The sequence below is a fragment of the Nocardioides lentus genome, assembly GCF_039529515.1.
Lineage (GTDB): Bacteria > Actinomycetota > Actinomycetes > Propionibacteriales > Nocardioidaceae > Nocardioides > Nocardioides lentus.
Genome location: NZ_BAAAMY010000014.1, coordinates 230692 through 245546, shown reverse-complemented (window position 1 = coordinate 245546; position 14855 = coordinate 230692). Strand labels below are relative to the sequence as shown.

14 protein-coding genes are annotated in these 14855 nt (G+C 74.1%); 8 read left to right on the top strand and 6 right to left on the bottom strand.

Annotated elements, in window-relative coordinates; all coding sequences use genetic code 11:
• Positions 1-123: 123 nt before the first annotated feature.
• The 3 genes from ABD158_RS18530 to ABD158_RS18520 form a co-directional block, all read right to left on the bottom strand.
• The gene (locus ABD158_RS18530) at positions 124-1227 is read right to left on the bottom strand and encodes a hypothetical protein (protein ID WP_344009360.1); all 1104 of its coding nucleotides are present in this window, start codon (positions 1225-1227) and stop codon (positions 124-126) included.
• Positions 1228-1265: 38 nt separating this feature from the next.
• Positions 1266-2900 (bottom strand): AMP-binding protein, encoded by a 1635-nt coding sequence (locus ABD158_RS18525; protein WP_344009358.1) that lies wholly within the window; start codon positions 2898-2900, stop codon positions 1266-1268.
• Positions 2901-3045: 145 nt separating this feature from the next.
• Positions 3046-3591 (bottom strand): YceI family protein, encoded by a 546-nt coding sequence (locus ABD158_RS18520; protein WP_344009357.1) that lies wholly within the window; start codon positions 3589-3591, stop codon positions 3046-3048.
• A gap of 88 nt (positions 3592-3679) precedes the next feature.
• On the opposite strand from ABD158_RS18520, the gene ABD158_RS18515 reads away from it, so the two are divergent.
• Positions 3680-4150 (top strand): MarR family winged helix-turn-helix transcriptional regulator, encoded by a 471-nt coding sequence (locus ABD158_RS18515; RefSeq protein ID WP_344009355.1) that lies wholly within the window; start codon positions 3680-3682, stop codon positions 4148-4150.
• 55 nt (positions 4151-4205) lie between these two features.
• Here ABD158_RS18515 and ABD158_RS18510 read toward each other — a convergent pair whose 3' ends face one another.
• Both ABD158_RS18510 and ABD158_RS18505 read right to left on the bottom strand, forming a co-directional pair.
• Complete coding sequence (locus ABD158_RS18510; protein WP_344009353.1) at positions 4206-5516, bottom strand: SLC13 family permease; 1311 nt, start codon at positions 5514-5516, stop codon at positions 4206-4208.
• Between the two features lie 66 nt (positions 5517-5582).
• Entirely contained in the window at positions 5583-6722 is a 1140-nt protein-coding gene (locus tag ABD158_RS18505) for a DUF3500 domain-containing protein (RefSeq protein ID WP_344009351.1), read from the bottom strand.
• Positions 6723-6839: 117 nt separating this feature from the next.
• On the opposite strand from ABD158_RS18505, the gene ABD158_RS18500 reads away from it, so the two are divergent.
• The gene (locus ABD158_RS18500) at positions 6840-7160 is read left to right on the top strand and encodes a putative quinol monooxygenase (protein WP_344009349.1); all 321 of its coding nucleotides are present in this window, start codon (positions 6840-6842) and stop codon (positions 7158-7160) included.
• Here ABD158_RS18500 and ABD158_RS18495 read toward each other — a convergent pair.
• Positions 7135-8142 carry a LysR family transcriptional regulator gene (locus tag ABD158_RS18495; RefSeq protein WP_344009347.1) on the bottom strand — a complete coding sequence of 336 codons (1008 nt, stop codon included), beginning with the start codon at positions 8140-8142 and terminating at the stop codon, positions 7135-7137. The genes ABD158_RS18500 and ABD158_RS18495 overlap by 26 nt on opposite strands.
• A gap of 70 nt (positions 8143-8212) precedes the next feature.
• Here ABD158_RS18495 and ABD158_RS18490 point away from each other — a divergent pair, with 70 nt between their 5' ends.
• Genes ABD158_RS18490 through ABD158_RS18465 form a run of 6 tightly spaced genes read left to right on the top strand, consistent with a single transcriptional unit; the run spans position 8213 to position 14845 of the window.
• Positions 8213-9358, top strand: coding sequence for a maleylacetate reductase (locus ABD158_RS18490; RefSeq protein WP_344009345.1), 1146 nt, complete (start codon positions 8213-8215; stop codon positions 9356-9358).
• Positions 9355-10239, top strand: a complete 885-nt coding sequence (locus tag ABD158_RS18485) for a dioxygenase family protein (RefSeq protein ID WP_344009343.1) — start codon at positions 9355-9357, stop codon at positions 10237-10239. Before ABD158_RS18490 ends, ABD158_RS18485 begins: the two co-directional genes overlap by 4 nt.
• Entirely contained in the window at positions 10236-12056 is a 1821-nt protein-coding gene (locus ABD158_RS18480) for an FAD-dependent oxidoreductase (protein ID WP_344009341.1), read from the top strand. Before ABD158_RS18485 ends, ABD158_RS18480 begins: the two co-directional genes overlap by 4 nt.
• Positions 12057-12103: 47 nt before the next feature.
• Positions 12104-13393 (top strand): ABC transporter substrate-binding protein, encoded by a 1290-nt coding sequence (locus ABD158_RS18475; RefSeq protein WP_344009339.1) that lies wholly within the window; start codon positions 12104-12106, stop codon positions 13391-13393.
• A gap of 4 nt (positions 13394-13397) precedes the next feature.
• Positions 13398-14147, top strand: a complete 750-nt coding sequence (locus ABD158_RS18470) for an ABC transporter ATP-binding protein (protein WP_344009337.1) — start codon at positions 13398-13400, stop codon at positions 14145-14147.
• Positions 14144-14845 (top strand): ABC transporter ATP-binding protein, encoded by a 702-nt coding sequence (locus ABD158_RS18465; protein ID WP_344009335.1) that lies wholly within the window; start codon positions 14144-14146, stop codon positions 14843-14845. Before ABD158_RS18470 ends, ABD158_RS18465 begins: the two co-directional genes overlap by 4 nt.
• The last annotated feature ends 10 nt before the right edge of the window (positions 14846-14855 follow it).

Genomic DNA, 14855 nt, shown 5'->3' with positions numbered 1-14855 from the left:
CCGCCGTACGACGTCGCCCGCGTCCCGCGCCCTGACTGCACGCACGCGCCGACTCGGCGGTCCCGGACTGCACGCACGCGCCGACTCGGCGGTCCCGGACCGCACGCTCGTGCCGACTCGCGCCTAGGGGGCGAGGGCGGGGTCGACCAGGAGCGCCAGGCCGCGTCGGACGGCGGGCTCCCGGGGGAGGTCCCCGAGCTGGCCGGGGCCCGGGTGGTCGCGGCACCAGGCGGAGGCCGCCGCGGCCAGGAGGTGGTCGGTGAGGTGGGCGAGGTGCGCGGCGACGTCGCCGTCGGCGACCGGGCCGCCGGCCCACGACGGCAGCGGGGGAGCGGGCAGGCCGGTGACCTCCGCGACCAGGTCCGCGCGGGTGCGGGCCGCCCCGAGGACCGCCAGGTCGTCGCGCGGGTCCGGCAGCTGCGCGACGGCCTCGACGACCACCCCGCCGAAGCGCGCCTCGCCCATCCGGCACGGCAGCCCGGCGACGGTGACCCCGCCGCCGGCGGTGGCGTCGTCGCAGACGCTGCCGTCGTCGCGGTGGACGGCCTCGAACCCGCCGTTCCACGAGGTGTTGCGCCCGGCGACGAGCCGGTGGTGACGGCAGCGCGTGGTCGCGCCGCAGTCGGCGCAGACCGCGGCCGGGTAGCGCTCCGTCCACGGCGCCAGGCCCCGGCACAGCGGGCACGGGTGCGCCCGCACGGCGCCGGGGTCGGGCGGGGCGAGCAGCTCGTCGGAGCCGGCGAGCGTCCGCAGCGCCTCCTGGGCCGTGGGGGCACCGGTGGGGGAGGCGCGACGCAGGGTCATCAGCAGCCACTCCGCCCCCGGGAGCTCCACGGGGCCCACGCCGGGTCGCTCGCGCTCCGGCAGCGCCGCCACCCGTCGTACGCCGCCGCGCAGCGCGGCGAGCACGGCCTGCTGGTGCACCCCGAGCTCGGTCGGGCGCAGGGTGCGGTTGCGCAGCCGGGCCCGCTCCAGCACCCGGTCCAGCAGCGCGGCCCGTCCCGGCTCGTCGCCCGGGTCGAGGTGGGTGCCGAAGGACCCGTCGCGCAGCGCGACGTAGAGCACCCGGCCGTGCCGGTGGGCGTAGCCACCGCTGTGCTCGGAGTCGCTCAGCGCGTCGTGCTCGACCTCGACGAGCCGCGCCGGGTCGTCCCCGCGCGCCGCCACCTGGGCGACCGCCCAGGCGCGGGCGCCCGCACGCGTCAGCGGCTGCTCGGGACCCTCCACGCGGGCGAGGTTAGCCGTGGCCCGCCGGAGCGGGGGTCTCAGGCGAGACCGAGCAGCTCCGGGCTGCGCTCGCGCATCTCGACCTTGCGGATCTTGCCGGTCACGGTCATCGGGAACTCGTCGACCACGAGCACGTGGCGCGGGATCTTGAAGTGGGCCAGCCGACCCTCGCAGAACGCCCGCACCGCCGCCGCGTCCAGGGGCTCCGCGCCGGACCGCATGCGGATCCAGGCGCACAGCTCCTCGCCCCACCGCTCGTCGGGGATGCCGACCACCTGCACGTCCTCGACGTCGGGGTGGGCGTAGAGGAACTCCTCGATCTCCCGGGGGTAGATGTTCTCCCCGCCGCGGATGACGAGGTCCTTGATGCGGCCCACGATGTTGCAGTAGCCGTCCTCGCGCATCACGGCGAGGTCGCCGGTGTGCATCCAGCCGTCGGCGTCGATCGCCTCGGCGGTCTTGTCCGGGTCGTCCCAGTAGCCGAGCATCACGCTGTAGCCCCTGGTGCAGTACTCACCGGTCTCCCCGCGCGGCACCGTCGCGCCCGTGGCCGGGTCGACGACCTTGATCTCCAGGTGCGGGTGCACCCGCCCGATCGTCGACGTGCGGCGGTCGAGGTCGTCGGTCGTCAGCGTCTGGCACGACACCGGCGAGGTCTCGGTCATCCCGTAGGCGATCGAGACCTGCGCCATGTGCATGTCGTCGATGCAGCGCCGCATCACCTCGACCGGGCAGATGGAGCCGGCCATGATCCCGGTGCGCAGGCTCGAGAGGTCGTACGACGCGAAGTCGGGGAGGTTCTGCATCGCGATGAACATCGTCGGCACGCCGTACAGCGCGGTGCAGCGCTCGCGCTCGACCACGCCCAGCACCGCGGCCGGGTCGAACGCCGGCCCCGGGACGACCATCGTCGTGCCGTGGCTGACGCAGCCGAGCACGGCCATCACCATGCCGAAGCAGTGGTAGAAGGGCACCGGGATGCAGAGCCGGTCCGCGGCGGTGAGCTCGATCGTCCCGGTCACGAGGTGGCCGTTGTTGAGGATGTTGCGGTGCGACAGCGTGGCGCCCTTGGGGTAGCCGGTGGTGCCGCTCGTGTACTGGATGTTGATCGGGTCGTCGGCCCGCAGGTCGCGACCGACCGCCGCGACGGCGTCCGACGGCAGCCCGGCGCCCGACTCGAGCAGCGCGCCCCAGTCGTCGGTGTCCAGCAGGACCACGGTCCGCAGGGTCGGGCACTGGCCCCGCACCTCGGCGATCATGGCCGCGTAGTCGCTGGTCCTGAACGTCGACGCGGCGACGAGCAGGCTGAGCCCGCTCTGGTTGACGGCGTAGGACAGCTCGTGGGTCCGGTACGCCGGGTTGATGGTCACCAGGATCGCGCCGATGCGGGCGGTGGCGAGCTGGGTGATCGTCCACTCGGCGCAGTTGGGCGCCCAGACGCCGACGCGGTCCCCGGTCCGGACGCCCTCGGCGAGCAGACCCCGGGCGGCGGCCTCGACGTCCGCGGCGAGCTCCGACCACGTCCAGCGGCGGTCCGTGGCGGCCTCGACGAGGGCCTCGGCGTCCGGGTGCTCGGCGACGGTGCGCGCGAAGCGCTCCCCGATCGTCTCCTCGAGCAGGGGGACGTCCGTCGTCCCGACGTCGTAGGACTCCGCGTGACCCTGGGCGTTCATGTGACCTCCACCACCGACCTGTGTGGGGACCACCCTCCCCGACCCGGCACGAGGGGGCAACGACCCGCTCGGGCAGGTCGGACGGTCCCACGCACGACGGCCCGCCGCCCCCGGGGGGGACGACGGGCCGTGGGGCCGGGCGAGGTCAGGCGTTCTTGACCGCGGAGACCTCGAACTCGAGGGTGATCTTCTCGCTGACGAGCACGCCGCCGGTCTCGAGCGCGGCGTTCCAGGTGACGCCGAAGTCGCTGCGGTTGATGACGACGGACCCCTCGAAGCCGACCCGCTCGTAGCCGAACGGGTCGGTGGCGCCGCCCTCGAACTCGAAGGGGACCGTGACGGGCTTCGTCGTGCCCTTGATCGTGAGGTCGCCCGTGATCTCGAGGCTGGAGTCGCCGGTCGCCTTCACGGAGGTCGAGGTGAAGGTGATGGTCGGGAACTCGTCCATCGCGAGGAAGTCGTTGCTGCGCAGGTGGCCGTCGCGCTGCTCGTTGCGGGTGTCGATGCTGGTCGCCTGGATGGTGAGGTCGACCTTCGAGTCGGCGAGGTCGGAGCCGACGGTCGCGGTGCCCTCGAACTCGTTGAAGTTGCCGCGCACCTTCGTGATCATCGCGTGACGGGCGACGAAGCCGATGCGGGTGTGGGTCGGGTCGATGGTGTAGCTGCCGGTCAGGTCGGACAGGGTGCTCATGGTGTCTCCTCGAAGCGTCGGGTTGATGTGTCAACAACAGTGCCACGACGAATGGTGACGTGTCAACAAAGACCGTAGGATGGTCCCCATGAGCGACGAGGGACCCTGGCTGGGTGACGCCGAGCAGTGCGTGTGGCGTCAGTGGACGACCCTCGACACGCTCCTGCCGGCCGCGCTCGGACGCCAGCTCCAGGCCGACTCCGGGCTCTCGCTGCCGGACTTCGCCGTGCTGGTGCAGCTCTCCGAGAGCGAAGCCGGCCGGGTCCGGGTCTCCGAGCTGGGCCAGATGCTGACGTGGGAGAAGAGCCGCACCTCCCACCACCTCACCCGGATGGAGAAGCGCGGTCTCGTCGGGCGCGAGCAGTGCCCGGACGACGCCCGGGGCGCGTTCGTCGCGATCACCCCGGCGGGCCGCGAGGCGATCGAGCAGGCCGCCCCGGGTCACGCCTGCACGGTGCGGCGGCTCGTCTTCGACCACCTCACGCCCGACGAGGTGCGCGTCCTCGGCGAGGTGTACGCCGGGGTGCTGGCGCGCCTCGCCGCGACCGAGCAGTCCTGACCCGGGCGGTCCTGACCCGGGCGGTCCTGACCCGGGCGGTCCCGGCCCGGCGCGCTCAGAGCCCGCTGGGCGCGAGCACGGTGAGCCAGGCGAGGCCGGGGCCGACGGCGACGACGATGCCGGCGTACACGAGCAGCTGCCGGTAGAACCGGTCGCGGTCCTCGTCGGCCACGTTGGCGAGCACGAGGGCGCCGTTGGTCGAGAACGGGCTCACGTCGACGATCGTCGAGGCGATCGCGAGGCCGACCACGAACAGGATCGGGTCGACCGACCCCGCCTCCAGGAACGGCACGGCGAGCGCGATGGCGACGCTGATGATGCCGACCGAGGAGGCCATGGCCGACGTGACGCCGGCGAGGTAGTACAGCAGCAGGGCCGCGAGCAGCGGCGCGCCGACGGCGATGATGCCGTCGGAGACGAACGTGACCGTGCCGGCCTGCTGCAGCACCTCGATGTAGGTCACCATCCCGGTCACCAGGACGACCACTGACCAGCTGACGGTGCCGAGCGACTCCTTCGCCGCCGCCGGGTTGGCCACCGCGAGCACGGTCGCGAGCAGCATGGCCAGCGCCGTGATGTCGGCGCCGAACGCGGTCGTCCCGACGGCGAGCACCGCGAGAGCCAGCAGCGTGACCGCCTGGTAGGTGGTCGGGCGGGCCGTGGTGGGGGCCGCGGTGACGGTCGCGGTGCCGCCGCCCGCGGGGGTCGCGGTCCGGCCGGCCCCGTCGGCCCCGTCGGTCTCCTCGGCCTCCTCGGCCTCGATGCGGCCGCCGGCGCGCCAACCGCCGCGCACGACGTACAGCACGGCGGCGACGAGGACGTTGAACACGATCGGCACCACGAACAGCACCAGGGGGCTCACGGGCAGGCCCTGGTCGTCGAGGTAGGAGTTGATGAAGACCCCGTAGACGCTGATCGGGCTGAAGGCGCCGGCCAGCGCGCCGTGCACGACCATCATCCCCATCATCAGCGGGTCGAGCCGGTAGCGCCGGGCGAACGGCATCGCCAGCGGCGCCACGATCGCGACGGCGAACAGCGCCCCCAGCGAGATCAGCAGCGCCGTCAGCGTGAAGAACACCCACGGCGCGAGGGCCACCCGCCCCCGGCACGCGCGCATCACCCAGGTGACGAGGAGCTCGATGCTGCCGTTGTGGGCGGCGAAGCCGAACAGCAGCGTCAGCGAGACCAGCACGAGGAACAGGTCGCCCGGGAACAGCGCGACGATGTCCTCGGCGCTCATCCCCACCGCCAGGATCCCCACGCCGTACGCCGCGGCGAAGCCGAGGATGCCGAGGTTCACCGAGCGTGCGGTGCCGACGACGAACAGGACCAGCAGCACGACGATCGAGACGACCTCGGCGCTCATCGGACCTCCCGAGAGGTGACAGGTGATGACGTGACGGCGGTCACCCTGTCACGTCAGCCCGCCCCCTCAGTGGGGGTGGTCCGCGTGGTGGGAGGCCAGCACGTCCATGCCGAAGTCCGCCTCCGGGTCGCGCCACACCGAGTGGGCGTGGTTGGCGCCGCGCTGGGTGTTGTCCCACTCGACGAGCAGCCGCGGTCCCTGCAGCCGGTAGTAGTGCGGCTCGCCCTCCTGCAGCGAGCCGGCCCAGGCCACGTGGACCGCGTCGAGCGCGGCCTCGTCGTCGTAGTCGGCCAGCGGCGACACCGCCTCGGGCACCCGCCCGAGGTAGGTCCCGAGCAGCGCGCGCAGGAGCTGGCGCTGGCGCTCGTCCATCTCGGCGGCGGGCACGCCGCGCGGGCTGCGGGTGAGCTCGACCGAGGCGTGGTCGGCCTCGTCGTAGTCGGCGGCCTCGTCGATCGCGTCGCTGAGGGTCTGCAGCTTGGCCTGCTCCTCGTCGTCGGCGAAGCGCTCGTCGCGCCAGATGCCGGCGAGGGGGATCACGCGGTCGCCCTCGGACACCACGGTCCGGTTGGCCGTGACGAAGTCGGAGGGCGCCTTCCGGTTGAGCACCGCGCGGTCGCGCAACGGCGTCGGCAGGGAGGCGACGAGCTCGCGGGCGAGGTCCTCGACGCGCGCCAGCGGACGGTGGGGAGCGCCGCCCAGCAGCGGTGAGGAGGCAGGGTCGGCGCCCATGAAGCAGGGGGTGACGGCGACCAGCTCGCCCCCGACGACCAGGTTGTTGAGCGAGACGTGGTGGCCGCCGAAGCGCCAGCCCCAGGGAGCCTCGCCGCCGGGCTCGCCGAACACCCGCAGGTAGTACAGGCCCGGGTCGCGGCCGCGCTCGCGGTCGAACCGCGTCACGAACCCCTCGACGCGGTCGAGCACGTTCTCGAGGCCCATCGTGGTCGCGACCGTGACGTAGCCGGCCTCGGACAGGCCGGTGGCCACCAGGCGCATCGCGGCGCGCTGCTGGGTGGGCGACTGGCGGTGCAGGTCGAGCCCGCCGTGGTCGGTCGGCGTGTAGAACCAGCGCCGACGCTCGGCGTCGCTGCCGTCGTCGGCGGGCGCGTCCCCCGTGGCGTCGGGCCGCTGCCCCTCGTCGAGGAGGTCGAGCCAGGTCGTCGCGGCGTCCGCCATGGCGGAGGCGATCTCGGTGGGGGTGCTCACGGGTCGCAAATTAATACACCGCGCAACCACCGCGGCCCAACGGCGTGTGGTCACATGTGGCGTCCACCACGTCGGGCCCCACGTCCGGCGCCACCGTCCCGACCCAGGAGGAGACCCATGTCCACCCCCACCGACACCAACCGCGACCTGCTCACCGTGATCGCCTACATGAAGGCGGCGCCGGGCAAGGAGGACGAGCTGCGGGAGGGGCTGAGGTCGCTCATCGAGCCGACCGCGGCCGAGGACGGGTACGTCAACTACGACCTGCACGAGAGCGTGGAGGAGCCGGGGGTCTTCTTCTTCTACGAGAACTGGGAGACCCCGGAGCACCTCGACGCCCACCTGGCCACCCCGCACCTCGTCGACTTCGCCGGCCGGATCCCCGAGCTGCTCGACGACAACGGCCTGACGATCACCAGGCTGCGTCGGATCGCCTGAGCACCCCCGGCTCGGTCTCGCGCTCGTGCGCGGGGCCGAGCCGGTCCGGCTCCGGCGTCGACAGCGCGGCCCGCAGGAACCGGGTGAGCACCGGGGAGGGTCGCTCGCCCTGGCGCCACGCGACGACGGCCTCGACCGGGGCGACCGGGGTCGCGAGCGCCACCACCCGCGTGCCGTGGGCCGGCCCGGCCGCGGCCCGCGCGACCGACGACGGCACGAGGGCGAACCCGCCCCCGGCCGCCACCAGCCGCACGGCCGTGTCGGTGCCCGACAGCCGCCGTCGGACGACGGGGGGTCCGCCGCTGGCGGCCCACGCCTCCCGCAATCGCTCGGCGAGCCCGGGGAAGCCGACGTGCGGCACCGGCGCCAGCCAGCGCAGCCCCGGCGCCGCCGCGAGCTGCGGGAGCGTCGCGGTGTCGCCCAGGGAGGAGGTGCGGGGGTCGTCCGCACCCGGCACCAGCGCGACCACCGGCTCGCGGCGCACCATCGCGACCTCGAGCTCCCGGCCGTGGAACCGCTCGAGGTCGGCGGCGCGCGAGCAGTAGACGACGGCGACCTCGCACGCCCGGTCGCGGACGAGGTCGACCGCGTCGGGCTCGGCGACGTCGAGCACCTCGACGTCGACGTCGGGGGCCAGCGCGTCGAAGCTCTCCAGCAGGTGGGGGAGCAGCTCGGAGGACAGGCCGGGCCCGATCGCGACCGACAGCCGCCCCAGCAGTCCCGTGCCCACCGCCCGCACGCTCGCGGCGGTCGCGTCGAGGTCGGCCAGCAGCAGCGCCGCGCGGGCCACGAGGTGCTCCCCGGCGGCGGTGGGCTCGACGCCGCGGCCGTGGCGCTCGAGCAGCGAGACCCCCAGCTCGCGCTCGAGCTGCGCGATCGCGGCCGACAGCGGCGGCTGGGTCATGTGCAGGTGCGCTGCGGCCCGGGTGAAGGACCGCTCGTGGACGACGGCGGTCAGGTAGCGCAGCTGGCGCAGATCCATCCGCGAAAAGTATCACTCGTGGGCCCGATACATATTGGACCTATACGAGCCCGGGTCACAGGATGGGGGCGTGACGCACGACACACGGCTCGGCTTCGACCGGGAGACCCTCGCCCAGCGAGTGGTCTTCGCCCCGGGCGCGGCCGCGTCGCGGCTCGCCGACGAGCTGCGACGGCTCGGCGGGACGCGGGTCCTGCTGGTCGCCGGCAGCGCCGAGGCCGAGCTGGCCGACCGCCTGACCGCCGACCTCGCCACCCGCCCGGGCGCCGGGGCGGGGCCCGTGGTCGTCGGGGTGTTCGACGCCGTGCGGCCCCACGTCCCGGTCGCGGTCGCCGAGGCCGCGCGGGCGACGGCGGCCGAGACCGGGGCCGAGGTCCTCCTCAGCGTCGGTGGCGGGTCCACGACCGGCACCGCCAAGGCGGTGGCGCTGACCACCGGGCTGCCGGTCCTCGCCGTCCCCACGACGTACGCCGGGTCCGAGGCGACGCCGGTGTGGGGCCTGACCGAGCACGGCCGCAAGCGGACCGGCGTCGACCCCGTCGTCCTGCCGCGCACGGTGCTGTACGACGCCGACCTCACCGCGACCCTGCCGGTCGGCCTGGCCGCCGCGAGCGGGCTCAACGCCCTCGCCCACGCGGTCGACGCCCTCTGGGCGCCGCGGGTCGACCCCGTCGACACGGTGCTGGCCGGGGAGACGGTGCGGGTGCTCGCCGAGGGCCTGCGCGCCCTCGTCGCCGACCCCGACGGCCCCGGGGCGCCGGCGGCCCGCGACCGCTGCCTGTACGGCGCCCACCTGTCCGCGGTGGTCTTCGCCTCCGCGGGCTCGGGCCTGCACCACAAGGTCTGCCACGTGCTCGGCGGGGCGCACGACCTGCCCCACGCCGACACCCACGCCGTCGTGCTGCCGCACGTCCTCGCGTTCAACGCGCCCGCGGCCCCCGAGGCGGCGCGACGCGTGGCCGAGGCCCTCGGCGACCGCGACGCCGTCGCCGGCCTGGTGGCCCTCGCCCGCGACCTCGGCGCCCCGACCGCGCTGCGCGACCTGCGCGGCCCCGACGGCACGCGGATGCGCGAGGCCGACCTCGCCCCCGACGCGGCGCTGGTCGCCGAGGCCGCACCGCCCTCCAACCCCCGCCCCGTCGCGCCCGCCGACGCCGAGCAGCTGCTCCGCGCCGCGTGGGCCGGCACCGACCCCCGAGGAGACGGCGAGAGATGAGCGCCCCCCACGAGCGCGACACGCGCGAGCAGGCGGTGACCGACAAGGTCCTCGCCTCGTTCGCCGACACCCCCGACGCCCGGCACCGCGAGCTGTTCACCGCGCTCGTGCGCCACGCCCACGCGTTCGTCCGCGAGACCCGGCTCACCGAGGCCGAGTGGGAGGCCGCCGTCGGGTTCCTCACCCGCTGCGGCCACATCACCGACGACCGGCGCCAGGAGTTCATCCTGCTCTCCGACGTGCTCGGGCTGTCGATGCAGACGATCACCGTCAACGAGCCCGACGACCCGCGCGCCACCGAGCAGACGGTCTTCGGGCCGTTCTTCGCCGAGGGCGCCCCCGAGATCGAGCTCGGCGGCGACGCGGCGCAGGGTGCGCCCGGCCAGCCCTGCTGGGTCTCCGGCACCGTCCGCGACGTCGCGGGCACCCCGGTGGCGGGAGCGGTGCTCGACGTGTGGGAGGCCGACGAGGAGGGCCTCTACGACGTGCAGCACGGTGACGGCCGCGTCTCGGGCCGCGCGCGGCTGCGCACGGACGACGCCGGCCGCTACGCGTTCTGGTGCGTCACGCCCACCCCGTACCCGATCCCGCACGACGGCCCGGTCGGCGACCTGCTCACCGCCGCCGCCCGCGGCCCGATGCGGGCCTCGCACCTGCACTTCATGGTGACCGCGCCCGGGCTGCACCGCCTGGTCACCCACATCTTCGTGCGCGGCGACACCTACCAGGACTCCGACGCCGTGTTCGGGGTCAAGGAGTCGCTGGTCGTCGACTTCACCGAGCACTCCGCCGGCACCGCCGCCCCCGACGGGCGCACCCCCGACGTCGCCTGGACCTCAGCCGACTTCGACATCGTCCTGGCCCCCGAGGAGACCGCATGAGCACCGACCCCGTCATCGAGCCCGCCCCCGAGGCGGCGTCCGCCGGCTCCTTCGCCGGCCACGGCGCGGACCCCGACGACCTGACGACCGACGTCCTGGTCATCGGGAGCGGACCCGCGGGCGCCAGCGCCGCGCTGTTCCTCGCGACGTACGGCGTGCAGCACATCGTCATCACCAAGTACCGCTGGACCGCCAACACCCCGCGGGCCCACATCACCAACCAGCGGACCGTCGAGATCATGCGCGACATGGGCATCGAGGACGAGGTCCTCGCCGAGGCCACGCCCCACGACCTGATGGGCGACACCGTCTTCTGCTCCAGCCTGGCGGGGGAGGAGATCGGCCGGATCCGCACCTGGGGCACGCACCCCGAGCGGGAGGCGGACTACCGACTGGCGTCCCCGTCGATGAACTGCGACCTCCCGCAGACCATCTTCGAGCCGATCATGATCTCGCACGCGGCGTCGCGGGGCAGCCGGGTGCGCTTCGACACCGAGTACCTGTCGATGACCCAGGACGCCGACGGCGTCACCGTGCAGGTCCTCGACCGGCTCTGGGGCCACCAGTACGCCATCCGCGCGAAGTACGTCGTCGCGGCCGACGGCGGGCGGAGCAAGGTCGTGTCCGACCTGGCCCTGCCGATGGCCGGGGAGATGGACATCGCGGGGTCGATGAACATCGTCTTCCACGCCGACCTGTCCGCCTACGTCGCGCACCGCCCGAGCGTCCTGTACTGGGTGCTCCAGCCCGGCGCCACGATCGGCGGCATCGGGCTGGGCCTGGTGCGGATGGTGCGGCCGTGGAACGAGTGGCTGATCACCTGGGGCTACGACATCTCCCAGCCGCCGCCCGACCTGACCGACGAGATGGCGGTCGAGATCGTCCACAACCTCGTCGGCGACGACTCCGTGCCGGTGACCATCCGGTCGCTGTCGCTGTGGGGCAACAACAAGATGTACGCCGAGCGGTACGCCCAGGGTCGCGTGTTCGCCGTCGGCGACGCCGTGCACCGCCACCCGCCGTCCAACGGGCTGGGCTCCAACACCTCGATCGGCGACTCCTACAACCTCGCCTGGAAGCTCGCCCACGTGCTGCGGGGGACCGCCGGCCCGGGCCTGCTCGACTCCTTCGACGCCGAGCGGGCGCCGGTGGGGGAGCAGATCGTGCTCCGCGCCAACAAGAGCATCGAGGAGTTCGGCGCGCTGCTCGAGGCGCTCGAGGTCACCGGCACCGACGACGTCGAGGCGATGCAGGCCGGGATCGACGGCCGCGCCGACGACAGCGCCGACGGCGCCGAGAAGCGGCGGCGGATCCGCGCGGCGCTCGAGCTCAAGGACTACGAGTTCAACGCCCACGGCGTCGAGCTCGGCCAGCGCTACCGCTCGGGCGCGGTGGTCGCCGACGGCACCGAGGAGCCGGCGTACACCCGCGACCCGGAGCTGTACTACCACCCGACGACCTGGCCCGGAGCCCGACTGCCGCACTGCTGGCTGGGTCGCGACGGGCGCCGCGTCAGCACCCACGACGTCGCCGGCCACGGCCGCTTCACGCTGCTGACCGGCATCACCGGGCGCCCGTGGGCCGACGCGGCGGCCAAGGTCGCGGCCGTCCTGGGCGTCGAGCTGCACGGCGTCGTGGTCGGACCGGGCGCCGACGTCACCGACCTCTACGAGGACTGGTCGCGCCTGCGCGAGGTCGCCGAGGACGGCTGCGTCCTGGTGCGTCCCGACAACCACGTCGCCTGGCGCTCCGCCGGGCCGGTCGACGACCCCGCCAGCGAGCTCGAGCGCGTCCTGCGCCGCGTGCTCGACCGCTGACCCCCCGCCCCTCCGTCTCGGGTCCACCACGACCACAGGAGCCACCCATGAAGTCCCTGCGCAGCAGCACCACCGGTCGGGCGCTCGTCCTCGGCGCGCTGACCACCCTCACCCTCGCCGGCTGCGGCGGCACCGTCGGCGGGGGCGGCGAGGACGGCGACGAGGCCGGCGCCGGCACCCTCACGCTCGGCTACGTCTCGCCGCAGACCGGGCCGCTGGCCGCCTTCGGCGAGGCCGACAGCTTCGTCGTGGAGCAGATGGAGGCCTACTTCGCCGACAACCCCGTCGAGGTGGGCGGCGAGGAGGTCGACGTCGAGATCGTGGTCCGCGACGCCCAGAGCGACTCCAACCGGGCGGGCGAGGTCGCGGCCGAGCTGATCAACGACGACGGCGTGGACCTCGTGCTCGCCTCCTCGACCCCCGACATCGTCAACCCCGTCTCCGAGCAGTGCGAGGCCAACGCGGTCCCGTGCATCACCACGGTGGCGCCCTGGCAGCCGTTCGCGATCCGTGACGGCGCGGAGCCCGCGGACCTGTCCTACAGCTACCACTTCTTCTGGGGCCTCGAGGACGTCGCCGCGGTCTACGCCGACATGTGGCAGCAGGTCGACACCAACGGCGAGGCGGGCGGCCTGTTCCCCAACGACCCCGACGGGGAGGCCTGGAGCGCCAACTTCCCGGCCCTCACCGAGGACTCCGGGGTCACCATCGACGACCCGGGCCTCTACCCCAACGGCACCCAGGACTTCTCCTCCCAGGTCTCCGACTTCCAGGGCAAGGACATCCTCCTCGGGGTGCCCATCCCGCCCGACTTCACGACCTTCTGGCGCCAGGCCCAGCAGCAGGGGTACCAGCCGCGGATCGCGACCATCGGCAAGGCGCTGCTCTTCCCCTCCTCGGTGGAGGCCCTGGGCGAGATCGGCGACAACCTCGGCACCGAGGTCTGGTGGCACCCGACCGCCCCGTTCGCCAGCTCGCTGACCGACCAGAGCTCCCAGGAGCTGGCCGACGCCTACGAGGAGGAGACCGGCGGGCAGTGGACCCAGCCGCTCGGCTTCTCCCACGCCCTGTTCGAGGTCGCGGTCGCGGCCGTCGAGGAGGCCGGCTCGACCGAGCCCGAGGCCGTCACCGAGGCGCTGTCGTCGCTGCAGGTGAGCACCGTGGTCGGCGACCTGGCCTGGGGCGCCGACGAGAACGTCCCGCCGTACGTCGCCAAGACGCCGGTCACCGGCGGCCAGTGGCGCACCGACGACGGCGAGAGCTTCGAGCTGGTCGTCGTCTCCAACACGCTGCAGCCCGAGATCCCCACGGGCGGCTCCGTCGAGCCGCTGGGCTGAGCGCGTGGCCGTGTCCACCCCCGTGCTGCGCGTCGAGCACCTGGCGAAGGCCTACGGCAGGGTCGTCACCGCCCGCGACGTCTCCTTCGACGTGGCGGCCGGCGAGGTCCTGGGCGTGGTCGGCCCCAACGGGGCCGGCAAGTCGACGCTGCTGAGCCTGGTCACCGGCACCACGCCCGCCGACGGCGGACGCGTGAGACTCGACGGCGTCGACGTGACCCGTGCGTCCGCCGCCCGGCGCAGCGCCCTCGGCGTCGGTCGCAGCTACCAGGTGCCACGGCCGTTCGGGCAGATGAGCGTGTTCGAGAACGTGCTCGTCGGTGCGGCGTACGGCGGGGCGCGGCGCGGGCGCGAGGCCCACCGGCAGGCGGCCGGGGCGCTGGAGCGGTGCGGGATGACCCGGCTGGCCGACACGCCCGCCGGGAGCCTGCGGCTCCTCGACCGCAAGCGCCTCGAGCTCGCCCGGGCTCTCGCGACCGGGCCCCGGCTGGTGCTGCTCGACGAGATCGCGGGCGGGCTGACCGACGCCGAGCTGCCCGAGCTCGTCGCGCTCGTCGCCGACCTGCGCAGCTCGGGGCTCGCGGTGGTGTGGATCGAGCACATCGTCCACGCCCTGCTCCAGGTGGTCGACCGCCTGATGTGCCTCGCGCTGGGCGACGTGGTCGCCATCGGCGACCCGCACGCGGTGATGCGCGACCCCCGGGTGGTCGAGGTCTACCTGGGCTCGGGCCCCGCCGACGAGGTGGGCGCGTGAGCGCGCTGCTGGAGGTCGCCGGGCTCGACGTGCACCACGGCGACCTGCAGGCCCTGCACGGCCTCGAGCTGTCGGTGTCCGCCGGCGAGACCCTCGCCGTCATCGGGGCCAACGGCGCGGGGAAGACCACCCTGCTCCGCGCGGTCGCGGGCAGCCTGCCGGTGAGCGCCGGCCGGGTCGTGCTCGACGGGGAGCCCGTGGAGCACCTGCCCGCCCACCAGCGGGTGGCGCTCGGGATCGCGCTCACCCCGGAGGGACGGCGGATCTTCCCCTCCCTCGACGTGGAGGAGAACCTCCTGGTCGGTGCCTACCGGGCCCGTCGCGGTCCGTGGGACCTCGCCTCGGTCTACGACCTGTTCCCGCTGGTCTCGGACCGCCGTGCCCGCTCCGGCGCGCACCTGTCCGGTGGCGAGCAGCAGGCCGTGGCCATCGGGCGGGCGCTGATGTCGAACCCCCGCCTGCTGCTGCTCGACGAGGTCTCGCTCGGGCTCGCGCCGGTCGTCGTCGGCGAGATCTACGCGGCGCTGCCGCGGATCGTCGAGCGCGGCACGACCGTGCTGGTCGTCGAGCAGGACCTCGACCAGGCACTGGGGTGCGCGGACCGGGTGCAGTGCCTGCTGGAGGGTCGCACGGTGCTCGAGGGACCGGCGGGCTCGCTGAGCCGCGACGACGTGACCGCGGCCTACTTCGGGATCTGAGGAGACGGAC

Excerpts from the sequence above, each read along its gene's own strand:
- ABD158_RS18525 (WP_344009358.1), bottom strand. The coding sequence starts at position 2,900 with ATGAACGCCCAGGGTCACGCGGAGTCCTACGACGTCGGGACGACGGAC.
- ABD158_RS18520 (WP_344009357.1), bottom strand. The coding sequence starts at position 3,591 with ATGAGCACCCTGTCCGACCTGACCGGCAGCTACACCATCGACCCGACC.
- ABD158_RS18515 (WP_344009355.1), top strand. The coding sequence starts at position 3,680 with ATGAGCGACGAGGGACCCTGGCTGGGTGACGCCGAGCAGTGCGTGTGG.
- ABD158_RS18510 (WP_344009353.1), bottom strand. The coding sequence starts at position 5,516 with ATGAGCGCCGAGGTCGTCTCGATCGTCGTGCTGCTGGTCCTGTTCGTC.
- ABD158_RS18500 (WP_344009349.1), top strand. The coding sequence starts at position 6,840 with ATGTCCACCCCCACCGACACCAACCGCGACCTGCTCACCGTGATCGCC.
- ABD158_RS18495 (WP_344009347.1), bottom strand. The coding sequence starts at position 8,142 with ATGGATCTGCGCCAGCTGCGCTACCTGACCGCCGTCGTCCACGAGCGG.
- ABD158_RS18485 (WP_344009343.1), top strand. The coding sequence starts at position 9,355 with ATGAGCGCCCCCCACGAGCGCGACACGCGCGAGCAGGCGGTGACCGAC.
- ABD158_RS18480 (WP_344009341.1), top strand. The coding sequence starts at position 10,236 with ATGAGCACCGACCCCGTCATCGAGCCCGCCCCCGAGGCGGCGTCCGCC.
- ABD158_RS18475 (WP_344009339.1), top strand. The coding sequence starts at position 12,104 with ATGAAGTCCCTGCGCAGCAGCACCACCGGTCGGGCGCTCGTCCTCGGC.